Below are 15,756 nucleotides of genomic sequence, written 5' to 3' on the forward strand. Positions count from 1 at the left end.
TGGAAGGAAGCGCCCTAGCTGCGTAGCGGCCAGACGCAGTCGTCGGCGACGGCAAAAAGCGCTTCTCCGGGCGTGGCCGGCGCGGTCCACAAGCCGGTGAACTCGCCGAATGCGGGGAGCAGGGCGCCGGTCGCTCCAAACCGGAAACACGGCAGCCGGAGGCGGTCCCGAGCCGGTCCACTGATGACGACGCCCGGGTGCACATGGCCGGCGATGACGTAGCGACCGGGCACCGCCTGCGGCTCATGGCAGAGCGCGAAGGGGCCGATCCCCCACGGCTCTTCGACCACGTTGAAGCGCAGGTCCGCAGGTGGGTCGCCCGCATGGCGGTCGTGGTTGCCGCGGACCAGCGTGCATGCGACCTCGGCGTGGCGCGCGCGCCAGGCGGCGAGTGCATCGATGGCGGCGTGCGCCTCGCGCGCGTGGAGAAGGTCGCCCAGCCACGCGATATGCGCCACCGGCAATCGGGCGAGCATGGCGTCTAGGCGGGCGACCGCCTGGCTGGTGCTGCCGGCCGGCACCGGCACCCCGCGCGCGCGAAAGGTCGCCGCCTTGCCGAAATGCGCATCGGCCACCATCAGCATGCGTTGCGCAGGCCACCAGAGCGCACGCTCGGGCAGCAGCCATACCGTCTCGCCTGCGCACTGCATGGCGACGTCATTGGGGGCAGTCATAGCAGTGGCAGCGGCTTCGATGTCTTGCGTGGCCGGCGCGCGGGGCGGGTGGATTTGCCCGCAGTGTCGGGCGATTCAGTCAGGCGCAGGGCGGCCTGGACCTCCGTCTCGATCTCCGGCCGTGTCGCGGCATCCGGATCGGTAGGTTCTGGGCCAGCGGCGCGCTCGGCTTCGGCGAGCATGCGTGCGATCCGATCAGCGAGTTTCTCCGTCGAAAGCTGCTCGCGAAACCGCTCCACCATCAACGGAAAACCGAACGGCGAAGGCCGCTTCAATGCGCAGAGCTGGAGCTGCAAGCCGCGCATGCGGATCAGAGCGGCTTCGATGCGGTCGAGGTCCAGCTCCTGGCGCAGCACTTCGGTTTCTGCCTGCGAGAGAAGCAGGTTGCCGGGGTCGTGGCGCCGGAAGACTTCATAGAACAGGCCGGACGATGCCTGCAACTGCCGCGCGCTCTTGTGCGCGCCGGGGTAACCCTGAAACACCAGCCCCGACACGCGGGCGATCTCGCGAAAGCGGCGCTGAGCCAGTTCTCCGGCGTTGAGGCTGGCCAGCACATCCTGCATCAGCGTGTGAGTGGCAAAGAGTTCGCCGCTGGCCAGCAGCGCCGGCCAGTCGATGGGCGTGGCCGACAGCAGTTCGAGGCCGTAGTCGTTGAACGCCAGTGAGAACGTCGCCGGCGTGCGATTGGCTGCGCGCCAGCCAAGCAGGCTCGCGAGCCCCAGGTGCGCATGCCGCCCGGCAAACGGGTACAGAAACAGATGCCAGCCCTCGCGCGACTGCAGCGTCTCGGCCACCAGCGTGGCCGTGGTGGGCAGCGCAGACCAGCGCGCCTGCAACTCCAGCAAGGGGCGCGCGGCCTGCATTTCGGGGCTGTCGAAGCGGGCGTGTGCTGCCGCATCAAGCTGCGCCACCACCGCGTGCGCCAGCTCGGTGGAAAGCGGCATGCGACCGCCGTTCCAGCGCGGCACGGCGGCGCGTTTGCCGGTGGCTCGCCGCACATAGGCGGTCATGTCCTGCACGCGCACCAGCTCCAGCAGGCGGCCTGCAAACAGGAAATTGTCACCGGGGTGCAGCCGCGCAATGAAACCTTCTTCAATCGACCCCAGCGCGCCGCCGCCGGATGCGTGCCACCAGCGCACGGTCATCGTTGCATCGCTGACGATGGTGCCGATGCTCATGCGGTGTCGCCGCGCAAGACGCGCGTCTGGCACGCGCCAGACGCCGTGTTCGTCGGGCACCACGCGATGGTAGTCGGGATACGCCGTGAGCGAGTGGCCGCCCTGCCGTACGAAGTCCAGCGCCCATTGCCATTCGTCGTCGCGCAAGTCGCGGTAGGCCCAGGCGCGGCGCACTTCCTCCAACAGCGCGTTGGGCACGAAACCACCGCCCAGCGCCACCGTCACCAGATGCTGCACCAGCACGTCCAGCGGCTTGTGCGGCGAGGTGCGGGCCTCCACCTGGCCCGACATGGCTGCTGCGCGGGCGGCCGCGCCTTCCACGAGTTCAAGGCTGTGCGTCGGCACCACCGTTACGCGAGACGGGCGGCCGGGCGCGTGGCCAGATCGCCCAGCGCGCTGCAACAGCCGCGCCACGCCCTTGGGCGAGCCGATCTGCAGTACGCGTTCCACCGGCAGAAAGTCGACACCGAGATCGAGGCTGGACGTGCAGAACACGGCCTTGAGCAGGCCCTGCTTGAGGCCGGTCTCGACCCAGTCGCGCGTTGCGCGATCCAGCGAGCCGTGATGCAACGCAATCAGCCCCGCCCATTCCGGCCGCGCGTTGATGACGGCCTGATACCACAGCTCCGCTTGCGACCGCGTGTTGAGAAACACCAGCGCGGTGCGGGCGCTTTCCAGCTCTTCCAGCACATGCGGCAGCATCGCCATGCCCAGATGCCCGGCCCACGGAAACCGGCCTACGCCGTCGGGGAGCAGCGTATCGATCTCCATGCGCTTGGGCAGGTGGCCCTGCACCAGCGTGCCGGGGGCGGGCGTTCCTGCATCGCCCAGCGCGTCCATGGCTTCCGCCAGGTTGCCCAGCGTGGCGGACAACCCCCACACGATCAGGTCCGGCGACCACGTGCGCAGCCGGGCCAGCGCCAACTGCACCTGCACGCCACGCTTGTTGCCGACGAGTTCATGCCATTCATCCACGACCACCACGTGCACCGAGCCCAGGGCCTCGCGTGCATCGGCGCGTGCAAGCAGCAACGACAGGCTTTCGGGTGTGGTCACCAGGGCGGTGGGCAAGCGGCGTGATTGCGCGGCGCGTTCGGCGCTGCCGGTGTCGCCGGTGCGCAAGCCGAGCGTCCAGTGCGGCGCCAGTGCCTGTGCCGCTTCGGTCAATGCGCGCGTGGTGTCGGCCGCCAGCGCGCGCATGGGCGTGAGCCACAGCACCGACAACGGCGGTGCGTTGCCACGCCCGCGCACCTGCGCCAACCGCTGCAACGCCCCGAGCCAGACTGCATAGGTTTTCCCCGCGCCTGTGGTGGCATGCAGCAGGCCCGATTCGCCGCGCGCCATGGCCGACCACACGGTGCGCTGGAACGGCATGGGAGTCCAGCCACGCGCAGCAAACCAAGCATCAAGATCGGGCAGTACAGGTTCGTTCATGACGGCGGTAGCAGGCCTTCCAGCGTCTGCAGCGTATCGGCCTCTGCGACTGGCTTGTCGTGTCGCCAGCGCAGCATACGCGGAAACCGCACCGCGATGCCGCTCTTGTGCCGAGGGCTGCGCGCAATGCCTTCAAAGCCCAGTTCGAACACCAGCGTCGGCGCCACGCTGCGCACGGGGCCGAAGCTCTCCACCGTCGTCTTGCGGATGAGCGCGTCGACCTGGCGGATCTCTGCGTCGCTCAGGCCGGAGTACGCTTTGGCAAACGGCACCAGCTTGCGCTCGGGTACATCCGGCGGCGCATCCCACACGGCAAAGGTGTAGTCGGTATACAGGCTCGCGCGCCGGCCGTGGCCGCGCTGTGCATAGATGAGGACGGCGTCCACAGAGAACGGATCGATCTTCCACTTCCACCACACGCCCACGTCCTTGGTGCGGCCCACGCCGTAGCGCGCGTCGCGCCGCTTGAGCATCAGCCCCTCCACGCCAAGCTCGCGGGACGCCTCACGCTGCTGGGCAAGATGCTGCCAGTCGTCGCCTTCCAGCAGCGGAGACAGCTCCAGCGCCGGATGGATGCAATCGGCAATCACGCGTTCGAGTTGCGCGCGCCGTTCGCTCTGCGGGTGCTCGCGCAGATCCTGCCCCTGCCATTCCAGCAGGTCATACGCCAGCAGCACGGCCGGCGCCTCGCGCAGCACGCGCGCGTTCAGCGTCTTGCGGCCGATGCGTTGCTGAAGCAGGGCAAACGGCTGCACGCGGCCCGCCTGCCAGACTACGATCTCGCCGTCGAGCACGGTGCCTGGCGGCAGTACCTCCGCCATGGCGGACAGTTCGGGAAAGCGATCGGTGATGAGTTCCTCGCCGCGCGACCACAGCCATGCGCTGTCGGCGCGACGCACGAGCTGCGCGCGGATGCCATCCCACTTCCATTCGATTTGCCATTCAGCGGGCGTGCCGAGCAGGGTGTCGAAGGCTTCCACGTCAGCCTGCAGCGGGTGCGCGAGAAAGAACGGATACGGGTGTCCGGTATCGAGCGCGTGGCCATCGACGCTGGCATCGGCCAGCAGCGCGCGATAGCGCTCGGCGGTGGGCGCCTGTCCGATGTCGGTATAGCCCATCAGCCGTTGCGCCACGTGCTTGGGGTCGGTGCCGCCCATCTCCGCCAGCGCGCGCGTGACCAGCAGTTTTGACACCCCCACGCGAAACGCCCCCGTGATCAGCTTCATCAACACCAGCCGCGCATGCAGCGGGAGCCCACGGCACAGCTCCGCCAGGCGCGGCAGCACCGCTTCGGGCGGCTGCCCGCGCAACGGCAGCAAGCGGGCTTCCATCCATTCGGCCAGGCTGGCGTCGTCTGCGTGATCTGCATCGGGCAGGACGAGCGCGATGGTCTCGGCCAGGTCGCCCACGGCCTGGTAGCACTCGTCAAACAGCCATTCGGGCAAGCCGGAGGTGGTCTGCGCAAAGCTGGCGAGCACGCGCACTGGCACCAGCTGGCGCGGCTTGCCCCCTGCCAGGAAGTAGACCGCCCACGCGGCGTCGGCATCGGGCGCCGTACGCAGATAGGCCACCAGCGCGGCCAGCTTGCCGTTGCTCGATGTGGTGGCGTCGAGCTGCGCGTACAGATCGGCGAAGGCTTTCATGGCGCAGGTGTGTCCTCTGGCGCGCTTGCTGTGGGCGTATCAGCTGTTTCAGCGGCATTGCCTTCTTCGGCCTCGTCGCCATACTCGGTGGCGAAGGCGCGCGCATCCAGGCCGCGTTCGCACAGCCAGCGCACCATTGGCGCGACCTGCCCGTGCGTGACATAGACACGCGTGGCGCCCGTGGCGTCGATGGCCTGCAGCAGGCCGGGCCAGTCGGCATGATCGGACAGCACGATGCCGCGATCGACGCCGCGCCGCCGACGTGCACCGCGAAGCTGCATCCAGCCGCTGGCAAACGCATCGGCGTAGTCGCCAAAACGCCGCATCCAGGCCGTGCGTTGTGCGGAGGGCGGTGCCAGCACGAGCGCGCGTCGCAAGTCCGCGCGCGGCACGTCGGTGGCGAGCTGCGTGGGCGGCAGCGCCACGCCCGCGTGCCGATACGCGGCATCCAATTGCAGCATGGCGCCGTGCGAAACGATGGGTCCAATGCTGGTATCGAGCCCGGAGAGAATGCGCTGCGCCTTGCCGAAGGCGTAGCAGAAGACGACGCTTGCGCGGCCCGCGTCGGCGTTGTCGCGCCACCATGCGTTGAGCTGCGCAAAGATCTCGGTCTGCGGCCGCCAGTGGTAAATCGGCAGCCCGAAAGTGGATTCGGTGATGAAGGTATTGCATTGCACCGGCTCGAACGGCGTGCAGGTGCTGTCAGCCTCCACCTTGTAATCGCCGGACACGACCCACACGTCGCCGCCGTATTCCAGCCGCACCTGCGCAGAGCCCAGCACGTGCCCCGCCGGGTGGAAGCTCAGCCGGACGCCGTGGTGGACGATGGATTCGCCGTACGGCAGCGTCTGCAGGGGGAGGTCGTCACCCAGCCGCGCGCGCAGCACGCCCGCCCCCGGAGCGGCAGCCAGGTAATGCCGGTGCCCGACACGGGCATGGTCACTGTGGGCGTGCGTGATGACGGCGCGGTCAACCGGCCGCCATGGGTCAACGTAGAAATCGCCTGCCGGGCAATACAGGCCGCTGGGCGTGGTTACGATCAGGTCCGCTGCGCTGGTCATCGATTGCTCTCATTGGATGCCCCTCATCCGACGCCCGGGACAGCCGCCCGCGACAGCATTAACGCAATGGCTGCTTGCGCACAGGCTCCGCACGCATGTCGGCCGGGCTCCCGGGGCCTGCGGCAGCGGCACTGGGGCCGGCCGAATCGCCACCACCGGGCTGGCGCGTTCCCGCGGAAGCGTCCGCGGACTGCGCGGCGGCCGCCTTTGGCGGCGAGGCGGGCATGGTGTCCGGATACCGTGACAAGGAGTGCTTTGCCGTCTTGGGTTGAGCCGTCGGAGCGCCGTCTGCAGACGTCGGCTGCGGCTCAGTGGGTTGCGCGAGCGAAAGCCCGCTGCCGGTTGTCGATACCAGAAAGAATAGCCAACCTGCGGCTGCTTGTTTTGTCACTCGTAATGCCTGATGCATGCGTGGCCTCCGTTGCGCTCTCGTGGCGGGAAGCAGTCGGCATGCCAGGGGTGTGGGGGCGTGGTTGCCGTGTGGCCGGTGTGGAGGCTGCGTGGCGGCCGGGCGTTTTTTCAATGATGAGGAAAAAGCGGCGCTCGGCTGCCGGCAATGTCGACTGCCCGAGGCAATCTGCCGCACTCGACATCAGCATGGAACCGGCAAGCACGGGCCTAAAAACATCGACGACGGAGGTTCGTGGCCCGGACGTGAGTCTCCAACAGTCGTGGTCGACCCTTCGCATTCTGGTCGCTGTTCAGACCAAAATCGCACTCAGTTCCGATTCAGTGCAGACGGGCAGTCGCCGAGGACGCGTATTTACTTTGCGTTCTTCTGTGGGTTGTCGAACATGGGAGTACGCAGGCAGTTAACTACCCCCGCATTTGCGTCTCCTCTGCGCCTGCGTCTTCCGACGTCCATTTCGAAGGCAGGCGTCAGCGCCCGGTGTGCAGGGCGCATTTTTTTTGATGGAGGGTGCAAGTAGCCGTTCCTCAATCAATCATCAGATGGTGGGGCGTACAGGATTTGAACCTGCCTGCCTGCGCCGGTAAACCGCCGCCGCTCGACCTATGAGCTACCGCCCCGCATTCACTATATCGACGCTTCCTGAGGAAATCCGAGTCGGGACATCCCCCTAGCCGGATCGGTCGGTGCGCCTTGCGGGCGGAGGCATCCGGATGCTCTACGCCGGAATGATCCTGCGCCGGCGCAAGTCGTCGAAGATGCGCATGAACATCGCTTCCGTCTCCACGTATTCGTGAAAGCCGAAGCGGCGTGCCTTGGAGCCGTCGCCGAACATGTCGTAATCCCACGAGAAGACGAAGTCGGCAAAGCGCCACGAAGACACATCGCGGTAGGGCGTGTTTGCCAGACCATGCTTGGCGATCATGCTCTGCCAGAGCGGCGCCTTGTCGGCCATGACGGTGTCGAGCGACAAGGGCAGCGGCGGGGCGACTTCCAGGTCAAAGTACCGCGCGATCCGGGGCCACATTTCGCTCCAGCGGAACAGGTCGCCGTTGTTGATGTTGAAGGCCTGGTTGGCGCAGCGCGGGTCGGTGGCGGCCCACACGGTGGCGCGGGCAAGCAAGCAGGCGTCGGTCATTTCCAGCAGGTGGTCGTACGCACCGGGTTTGCCGGGAAAGCGCAGCGGCAGGCCCAGCTCTTTCGAGATCGACGCATACACGGCAATGGCCACGGCAAGGTTCATCGGGTTGCCCAGCGCGAAGCCGCCTACCACCGACGGGCGGATGGCCGACCACGTCCACGCCCTGCCCTGCTGGCGCGCTTCCAGAAAGGTCTGCTGATCGAACATGAATTCGGGCGGCATGAAGTGCGCATCGGTTTCGCGCGCCGGCGTTTTGAATGGCCCAAGGTGACCGCCGTAGACCTTGTAGCCCTGCATCAGGCTGATGTGCGCAAGGTGGGGCGACGCGGCCTCGATGGCGTCGACCACGTTGGTCAGCATGGCGAGGTTGGGCGGCACCAGCTCGGCCCAGGTCGGACGGTCTTGATACGCGGCGTAGAAGACGTGGGTGACGTTGCCCAGTGCGCCGAGCTTGATGCGCGTGTCAGTCGCGTTGAGCAGATCGACGGCGATGTGCCGGATGCGCTCTGTCGATTCACCGCCGCGACGCGACAGGCCCACGATGCGCCAGTCGTCCAATGTGGCGAGGTGCTCGATCAGGTTGCGGCCGATCACGCCCTGCGCGCCCACGACGAGCGCGACTTTGTCCTGTGCAGTCATGTTGGTGTTGGGTGGAACCGAATCAGCAATGACCACCAGTATGAGAACGCCAGCATCTGTGCGATAGACTGCCTGTCAGAACAATATCTATGAATTGAAATCACAATGGCGCGGCTCGATGTCAATCGCTTTGGCGAGATGGAAGTCTTCGTCCGGGTGGTGGAAGAAGGCGGTTTCTCCGCGGCGGCGCGCGCGTGCCGGATGACGCCGTCGGCGGTGAGCAAGCTCGTGGCCCGGCTGGAGGTCCGCCTTGGCGCGCGGCTGGTGAACCGCTCCACGCGGCGCTTCCAACTGACGCCTGAGGGGGCGGCGTTCTACGCGCGCAGCGTGTCGGTGCTGGCCGATCTGGACGAGGCGGAGCGCGAGGCTTCCGCCGGAGCGCAGCCTTCCGGGCGCTTGCGCATCAATGCGAATGTGCCGGTCGGCACGCATGTGCTGCTGCCGATCGTGCCGGCGTTTCTGGCGTGTCATCCGGAGGTGTCGCTCGACATCGCGCTCACGGATCGTGTGGTCGATCTGCTGGAGGACCGCACCGATGTTGCGCTGCGCAGCGGGCCGCTGAAGAGTTCGCGGCTCGTGGCGCGCAAGCTCGGGCAGACACGCTTGATGGTGGTGGCCTCACCCGCCTATCTGGCACGCGCCGGCACGCCCCGCACGCCGGCTGAGTTGGCAAGCCACAACTGCCTGACGTTCAGCTACGCCCGCGCCGCAAACGCGTGGCCCTTTATCAAGCGCGGACGCCGCACCGAATTCACACCCCAGGGCAACACGCAGATCAGCGATGGCGAGGCGCTGCGGGCGGTGACGGTGGCCGGCCTGGGGTTGGCGCGTCTGGCCGAGTTCCAGGTACGTGCCGATCTGGAAGCAGGCCGCCTCGTCCCCGTCCTGGAGGATTACAACCCCGGCGAGACCGAAGACATCCATGCCGTCTATGTCGGCCAGGGGGCGCATCTGCCCGCGCGGGTGCGGGCGTTTCTCGATTTTCTGGTCGCGCACGCGAAGATTGCCTAGGCGTGTTTTCCCCCACCCAGGAAGGGCGTGAGCTTCACATTTGCAAAACGTCTTCAAGTTGCCAAATGCCGTGCCGTTTACCGCCACATAACGTGTGCATGAACGGGGGAAGACGCGATGTCACAGCATTCGCAGCACGAAGTCGATGAACGGACCAATCTGACGAACAACAACCGCTTTGAGCTGTTGTTGTTCCGCCTGGGCGAATCTGCGCGCTCCAATCAGCGCGAGATGTTCGGCATTAATGTGTTCAAGGTGCGCGAGATCATGGTCATGCCGCCTGTGACGCATGTGGCGGACGCCGGTGCCCATATCCTGGGGGCGGTCAATGTGCGCGGCCAGATCATTCCCGTGATCGACCTTGCCAGCGTGATCGGCACCCGGAACGGCAATGCGAACATCCTGTTGATTACCGAATACGCGCGCTCCACCCAAGGGTTTGCGGTGGAAGAAGTGGACGAGATCGTGCGCCTGGAATGGAGCCAGATCTTCCCGGCCGAGGCGAGCGTGGGCAGCAGCAATATCACCAGCCTGGCACGCCTGGATGGCAACGCCGACAACTCGCGCCTGGCGCAGGTGATCGACGTTGAGCAGATCCTGGTGGACGTCTTCCCGACGCGCCACACCGATCTGGCGCCCGACAATGACGAGCGTCCGATCAAGCTGCCGCCGGGCGCCAAGCTGCTGGTGGCGGATGACTCCGGTCTCGCACGTTCGCTGATCGCCAACGGCCTCGAAGCCATGGGCGCGCCGTACGTCATGACCAAGAGCGGCCAGGAAGCGTGGGATACGCTGCAGAACATCGCACGTGACGCCGCCCGCGAAGGCAAGACCGTGCGCGACAAGATCGCGCTGGTGCTGACCGATCTGGAAATGCCCGAGATGGACGGCTTCACGCTCACGCGCAAGATCAAGACCGAGCCGGCGTTCCAGTCGATTCCGGTGGTGATCCACTCGTCGCTGTCGGGCTCGGCCAATGAAGACCACGTGCGCCGCGTCGGCGCCAACGGCTACGTCGCCAAGTTCGAAGCCAACGAACTCGCGCAGGCCATCGCTTCTGCACTGGGCTAAGGCTAAGGTCAGGCGCTGAGCCAGCATCAGGGCCCGGGCGGCGTGCATTGCGCCACCGGGCCCTGTGTTATTTCCGGCTGTGGTGCCCGCCGCCCAGTGGGTCGACGACGATCATGGTGCGATCGAGCAGGCCGTTGTCGTCAAACAGGGCGTTGAAGTGCGCCTGCTGAGTCCCGGCGACATACATCCGATAGGACCACGCCTCCCGCTTCATGAGCGGGTAGTACTGCGTCGGCTCTTTCGGTGTGCCGAAGCGTTCGAGCACATCGCGTTTGGTCCACACACCAGGGCGCGCCTCGTAAATTTCCTTTTCCGTCAGCATCTGCCGATAGTTGGTCAGCTTGCCGTTGGCGTCAAAATCGGCGGCATACACCTCGTGGCCGAGTGGCTGCTTGGAATAAATCCAGCGGTGCGTGCCATCCGCAAGCTGATAGGTCTCGGTGGGTGCGCCAAAGGTATCTCGCACGGCACTTTCCGGCTGGCCGATCATCTTCTGCGCGGTCTGCACAGGGTTGAGCGAGGCACACGCGCAAAGGGCGAGTGCCGTCAGGCTGATCCATCTGCTGAGGTGTCTTGACATGGCGTTCTCCGGGGATGCTGGGATTGACCTTCCGGATGGTAAACGCGGCAGCTGCACGAAATATTCCCCCCGATCCAAACTGGCGCCTGCGCCGCACAACATTGGTGCGGTCAACCGGGTTTCTGGGCCGAGGCAGCGATGACGCGGTGCACGAACCGCAGCTTGTCGATCACGGGGGAAGCCAGCGTAAACGGGTAGCCGTCGGGCTGGCCCAGGCTCCGATTCAGGCCGTTGAGCACGTAGGTGAGTGGAAACCAGCGGCTCATCAGGTTGTTGAAGCTGGCCTCTTCCACCGGGGTCTGGTCGGTCAGTTCGGGCTCTTGCGGATGGTCGGGCAACAGTGCCAGGCCATATGACACGGCGGTGTCCAGCGCGTCGACCATGTGCAGGTAGTGCGCCCAGGTTTCAGCCCAGTCTTCCCAGGGGTGCATGGTGGCGTAGGCGCTGATGTAGTGCTGTGCCCAGTCAGCCGGCGGCCCATTGTCGTAGTACGTCTTGAGGGCGTCGGCATAACCGGCGCGTTCATCGCCAAAGCGCTCGCGGAAGGCGGCTTCCCACATCGGCTTGCCGGCAATCAGACGATCAAAGAAGTAATGCCCGGATTCGTGACGGAAGTGGCCAAGCAGCGTGCGATAGGGCTCGCGCAGCTCGGTGCGCGCCTTTTCGCGCGCGGCATCGTTGGCTTCTGCAATGTTGAGCGTGATGCGGCCGTGGTTGTGCCCGGTCATCACGGGCTCGCTGTTTTCCTTGCTTTCCAGAAACGCGAACTCCAGCCCTGTCTCGGGGTTCTCCAGCCGCGACTCCAGTGGCAGGCCCAGCGTCATGAGCGTATAGAGCAGCCGACGCTTGGCCACCTCCATCTTGTACCAATAGAACCGGTTTTCCGACACGGTCAGGTCGGGGATCGTTTCGGTGAACTGGCAGGCGCGACACAGCGTGTCGGGTGAATCGGCCGGGATCATCCAGTTGCAGACGTTTTCGACCGCGTAGTTGTGGCATTGGCGGTAGAGCTGGCCTTGTGCCTGGGGGTGCAGGCTGTGCCAGCGCTTGTGCGCGGCCGTTGCTGTCTCGGGCGTCTGCCCGGTCTGCGCTGTCTCTGTGGGCTCGTCGGCAGGTTCGAACGCGCTGATCTCGCCCACGTCAGGCAGGTAGCCGAGCAGGGCGTTGCAGCGCTCGCACAAGACGTTTTCAAAGAAGACGAGTTGCTGGCAACGATTGCAGTGGAACGTTTTCATGGCGGTCCAGGGGCAGGGCAAGGGCTGGCTTTCGGGGGGCTTCCCCACCAAGATGGTGGTGTGGCAGCGGCCAGCTGTCCAGCAAGCGTTGTACCGCATCGGCGTGTCATACGCACGGCCGTGCACGCGTGGCACGATGGGCCGACGCCCCGAGCCGAGTATGCCGCACAAAACGGCATGAACCTTGCTTGAACCGCCCGCCGGCACCGCGCCGGCCCGCCATTACGAGCCACCGAGGAGTCCGTGTGTCGATCCGAGTCGCGCTGAACCACGTTACCCATTATCGCTATGACCGGCTCGTCGAGCTGTCGCCGCAGGTGGTGCGCCTGCGGCCGGCGCCGCACTGCCGCACGCCCATCCATTCGTATTCGATGCGGGTGGAGCCTGCAGAGCATTTCATCAACTGGCAGCAGGACGCGTTTGCCAATTACCAGGCACGCCTGGTGTTTCCGCACAAGACGCGCGAGTTCAAGGTGACCATCGACCTGGTCGCCGAGATGGCGGTCTACAACCCGTTCGATTTCTTCCTGGCGCCCGAGGCGGAGTCGTTCCCTTTCAGCTACGCCGACGACCTGGCCGCGGAGCTGGCGCCGTACCTCGTCAAGCGCGAGATGACGCCGAACTTTGCCGCGTTTGTCGCCAGCATCGACCGCACGCCGCGCCGCACGATCGATTTTCTGGTGGAGCTGAACCAGCGGCTGCAGCAGGACATCCGCTACCTGATCCGCATGGAGCCCGGGGTGCAGACGCCGGAAGAGACGCTGTCGCTCGGCTCCGGTTCGTGCCGCGACACCGGCTGGCTGATGGTGCAGACGCTGCGGCAATTGGGGCTGGCGGCGCGCTTTGTGTCCGGCTACCTGCTGCAGCTCACGCCCGACGTGAAAGCCGTCGATGGCCCCAGCGGCACCGAGGTCGACTTTACCGACCTGCACGCCTGGTGCGAGGTCTACCTGCCGGGCGCCGGCTGGATCGGCTTTGACCCCACCTCCGGCCTCCTGGCGGGCGAGGGGCACATTCCCGTGGCCTGCACGCCGGAGCCCGGCAGCGCGGCACCCATCTCGGGCGCGGTGGACGAATGCGAGGTCGAATTCGAACACACGATGTCGATCACGCGCGTGCTGGAAGCCCCGCGCGTGACCAAGCCCTACACCGAGGCGCACTGGGCCGATGTCGTTCGCATGGGTGCGCAGGTGGACGCCGAACTCGACGCCATGGACGTGCGCCTGACCATGGGCGGCGAGCCCACCTTCGTGGCCGTGCGCGACCGCGATGCCGCCGAGTGGAATACGGATGCCCTCGGCCCCACCAAACGCAGCTATGCCGTGGCACTCATGGACAAGCTGCGCCAGCGCTACGGCGCCAACGGCTTCCTGCATATCGGCCAGGGCAAGTGGTACCCGGGCGAGCAACTGCCGCGCTGGGCGCTGTCGCTCTATTGGCGCACCGACGGCCAGCCCTGCTGGAACGATCCAACCCTGTTTGCCGACGAGCGCGAGCCGGGCCGCTATACCTCTGCCGATGCGCAGCGCTTTCTGCATCATCTGGCGCGCAAGCTGTCGGTGGACGAACAATGCATCCAGGCCGGCTACGAAGACACGTGGTACTACCTCTGGCGCGAGCGGCGCCTGCCCGTGAATGTCGACCCGTTTGATTCGCAGCTCGACGATGAAATGGAGCGCGTGCGCCTGCGTCGCGTGTTCGATGCGGGCCTGTCAGCCGTCACCGGCTACGTTCTGCCGCTGGCGCGCGAATCCGATGCCGCGCTGGGTGGCGCGCGCTGGGCGACCGGCCCGTGGTTCTTCCGCGATGAACGCATGTATCTGATTCCCGGCGATTCGCCGATGGGCTACCGCCTGCCGCTCGACTCGCTGCCGTGGGTGAGCAAGAGCGACTATCCGTATCAGCATGCGCACGACCCATTCGGCCCGAGCGCACCGCTGCGTACAGCGGCTGAGCTGCGCATGCAATACCAGGGTGAGACTGCCGGCGCGACGCTCGTGGCCGCAACGAAAGCCACATCGGCCGCACGCGGTACCGGCTCGGCAACGGATGCCCGTATCCCGGCGCGCAGCGAATCCGCCTCATGGGTCCATCGCACCGCGGTGTGCGTGGAAGCGCGCGACCCCGCCCGCGCCGCCGGTCCCAAGGTCGAGAACGACACCTTCGGCTCCGGGCACAGCCAGCTGCACGTATTCATGCCGCCGCTGACGGTGTTGGACGACTATCTCGACCTGCTGGCCGCCGTGGAGGCGACCGCCGACGAGCTGCAGGTGCAGGTCGTCGTCGAAGGGTATCCGCCGCCGCGCGACCCACGCCTGAAGCTGCTGCAGGTAACCCCCGACCCCGGCGTGATCGAGGTCAACATCCACCCCGCCAGCAACTGGGAGCAGTTGGTCGACCATACGGAATACCTGTACGAATCGGCCCACCAGTCGTATCTGAGTACGGAGAAGTTCATGCTTGACGGCCGCCACACGGGCACCGGCGGCGGCAACCACTTCGTGCTGGGCGGGGCCACCCCGGCCGACAGCCCGTTCCTGCGCCGGCCCGATCTGCTGGCCAGCCTGATTGCGTACTGGCATAACCATCCGTCGCTGTCCTATCTGTTCTCGGGCCTGTTCATCGGCCCGACCAGCCAGGCGCCGCGCGTGGACGAGGCGCGCAACGATCAGGTGTACGAACTGGAGATCGCCTTTGCGGAGCTGCAGCACCAGCTGGACCGCCTGGGCGCCGCGAACATTCCGCCCTGGCTGATCGACCGCATCCTGCGCAACATCCTCATCGACGTGACCGGCAACACGCACCGCGCCGAGTTCTGCATCGACAAGCTCTATTCGCCTGACGGCCCGACGGGGCGCCTGGGCCTGCTGGAGTTGCGCGGCTTCGAAATGCCGCCGCACGCGCGCATGAGCCTGGTGCAGCAACTGCTGCTGCGCGCGCTGGTTGCCCGCTTCTGGAAGACGCCGTACACCACGCGGCTGACGCGTTGGGGCACCGAGCTGCACGATCGCTTCCTGCTCGGCACCTTCGTGCAGATGGACTTCGACGACGTGCTGGCTGATCTGCGTGAAGCGGGTTACGCCTTTGAACGCGAGTGGTTTGCACCGCATTTCTCGTTCCGCTTCCCGCTGGTGGGCGAGCTGCATACGGGCGGGATCTCGCTCACGCTCAGCGGGGCGCTGGAACCCTGGCACGTCATGGGCGAGGAGGGTGCCCAGGGCGGCACGGTGCGCTATGTCGATTCGTCGGTCGAGCGGCTGGAGGTGCGCGTGCTCGGCCTGAACGAAAACCGGCACGTCGTGACGGTCAACGGGATTCCCTTGCCATTGCAACCAACCGGCCGCGTGAGCGAGCAGGTGGCGGGGGTGCGGTTCCGGGCGTGGTCGCAGCCGTCAGCATTGCATCCGACCATTGGCGTGCATGCGCCGCTGACGTTCGACTTGGCCGACACCTGGACCGGCCGTTCGCTGGGTGGTTGCCAGTATCATGTGGCGCATCCGGGTGGACGCAATTACCAGACGTTTCCAGTCAACGCTTACGAGGCGGAAAGCCGCCGCCGCGCGCGCTTCTTCACCATCGGGCACACGCCCGGGCCCATGGAAGTGCGGGCACCCGAGCGCAGTCTGGAGTTTCCGTTTACGCTGGATTTGCGCCGCTACTAATTTCATCCAGCCAAGCCG

The 15,756-nt window shown here is 66.2% G+C and carries 10 protein-coding genes and 1 tRNA gene; 3 read left to right on the forward strand and 8 right to left on the reverse strand.

Translation table 11 applies throughout. From position 1 onward, the window contains the following. Positions 1–14: 14 nt before the first annotated feature. The 6 genes from pdeM to N511_RS0114830 form a co-directional block, all read right to left on the reverse strand. Positions 15–674, reverse strand: coding sequence for a ligase-associated DNA damage response endonuclease PdeM (gene pdeM, locus N511_RS0114805; RefSeq protein ID WP_027680025.1), 660 nt, complete (start codon positions 672–674; stop codon positions 15–17). Continuing rightward, complete coding sequence (locus N511_RS0114810; RefSeq protein ID WP_027680026.1) at positions 671–3,286, reverse strand: ligase-associated DNA damage response DEXH box helicase; 2,616 nt, start codon at positions 3,284–3,286, stop codon at positions 671–673. Before N511_RS0114810 ends, pdeM begins: the two co-directional genes overlap by 4 nt. After that, positions 3,283–4,929: an ATP-dependent DNA ligase gene (locus tag N511_RS0114815; RefSeq protein ID WP_027680027.1), complete on the reverse strand. Its 1,647-nt coding sequence runs from the start codon at positions 4,927–4,929 to the stop codon at positions 3,283–3,285. The genes N511_RS0114810 and N511_RS0114815 overlap by 4 nt, the downstream gene beginning before the upstream one ends. After that, complete coding sequence (locus N511_RS0114820; RefSeq protein WP_027680028.1) at positions 4,926–5,990, reverse strand: ligase-associated DNA damage response exonuclease; 1,065 nt, start codon at positions 5,988–5,990, stop codon at positions 4,926–4,928. The genes N511_RS0114815 and N511_RS0114820 overlap by 4 nt, the downstream gene beginning before the upstream one ends. Positions 5,991–6,942: 952 nt before the next feature. Beyond that, positions 6,943–7,019: transfer RNA gene (locus N511_RS0114825), tRNA-OTHER, on the reverse strand. Between the two features lie 98 nt (positions 7,020–7,117). Next, on the reverse strand, positions 7,118–8,179 hold the full coding sequence (locus N511_RS0114830) for an SDR family oxidoreductase (RefSeq protein WP_027680029.1): 1,062 nt from the start codon (positions 8,177–8,179) through the stop codon (positions 7,118–7,120). Positions 8,180–8,284: 105 nt separating this feature from the next. Here N511_RS0114830 and N511_RS0114835 point away from each other — a divergent pair, with 105 nt between their 5' ends. Both N511_RS0114835 and N511_RS0114840 read left to right on the forward strand, forming a co-directional pair. Next, positions 8,285–9,190, forward strand: a complete 906-nt coding sequence (locus N511_RS0114835) for a LysR family transcriptional regulator (protein ID WP_027680030.1) — start codon at positions 8,285–8,287, stop codon at positions 9,188–9,190. Between the two features lie 117 nt (positions 9,191–9,307). After that, complete coding sequence (locus tag N511_RS0114840; protein WP_027680031.1) at positions 9,308–10,261, forward strand: chemotaxis protein; 954 nt, start codon at positions 9,308–9,310, stop codon at positions 10,259–10,261. Between the two features lie 67 nt (positions 10,262–10,328). Here the strand turns inward: N511_RS0114840 and N511_RS0114845 are convergent, their stop codons facing one another. Both N511_RS0114845 and N511_RS0114850 read right to left on the reverse strand, forming a co-directional pair. Then, positions 10,329–10,841 carry a hypothetical protein gene (locus N511_RS0114845; RefSeq protein WP_027680032.1) on the reverse strand — a complete coding sequence of 171 codons (513 nt, stop codon included), beginning with the start codon at positions 10,839–10,841 and terminating at the stop codon, positions 10,329–10,331. 110 nt (positions 10,842–10,951) lie between these two features. Next, positions 10,952–12,076, reverse strand: coding sequence for a zinc-binding metallopeptidase family protein (locus tag N511_RS0114850; RefSeq protein WP_027680033.1), 1,125 nt, complete (start codon positions 12,074–12,076; stop codon positions 10,952–10,954). 245 nt (positions 12,077–12,321) lie between these two features. Between N511_RS0114850 and N511_RS0114860 the strand changes: the two genes are divergently transcribed. Continuing rightward, positions 12,322–15,738, forward strand: a complete 3,417-nt coding sequence (locus N511_RS0114860; RefSeq protein ID WP_027680035.1) for a transglutaminase family protein — start codon at positions 12,322–12,324, stop codon at positions 15,736–15,738. The last annotated feature ends 18 nt before the right edge of the window (positions 15,739–15,756 follow it).

This window comes from Ralstonia sp. UNC404CL21Col, from assembly GCF_000620465.1.
GTDB classification, from domain to species: Bacteria; Pseudomonadota; Gammaproteobacteria; order Burkholderiales; family Burkholderiaceae; genus Ralstonia; species Ralstonia flatus.

What these genes read in the sequence shown, in the direction of transcription:
- N511_RS0114835 (WP_027680030.1), top strand. Translation starts at nt 8,285, where the DNA reads ATGGCGCGGCTCGATGTCAATCGCTTTGGCGAGATGGAAGTCTTCGTC.
- N511_RS0114850 (WP_027680033.1), bottom strand. Translation starts at nt 12,076, where the DNA reads ATGAAAACGTTCCACTGCAATCGTTGCCAGCAACTCGTCTTCTTTGAA.
- N511_RS0114830 (WP_027680029.1), bottom strand. Translation starts at nt 8,179, where the DNA reads ATGACTGCACAGGACAAAGTCGCGCTCGTCGTGGGCGCGCAGGGCGTG.
- N511_RS0114840 (WP_027680031.1), top strand. Translation starts at nt 9,308, where the DNA reads ATGTCACAGCATTCGCAGCACGAAGTCGATGAACGGACCAATCTGACG.
- N511_RS0114820 (WP_027680028.1), bottom strand. Translation starts at nt 5,990, where the DNA reads ATGACCAGCGCAGCGGACCTGATCGTAACCACGCCCAGCGGCCTGTAT.
- N511_RS0114815 (WP_027680027.1), bottom strand. Translation starts at nt 4,929, where the DNA reads ATGAAAGCCTTCGCCGATCTGTACGCGCAGCTCGACGCCACCACATCG.
- N511_RS0114845 (WP_027680032.1), bottom strand. Translation starts at nt 10,841, where the DNA reads ATGTCAAGACACCTCAGCAGATGGATCAGCCTGACGGCACTCGCCCTT.
- pdeM (WP_027680025.1), bottom strand. Translation starts at nt 674, where the DNA reads ATGACTGCCCCCAATGACGTCGCCATGCAGTGCGCAGGCGAGACGGTA.
- N511_RS0114810 (WP_027680026.1), bottom strand. Translation starts at nt 3,286, where the DNA reads ATGAACGAACCTGTACTGCCCGATCTTGATGCTTGGTTTGCTGCGCGT.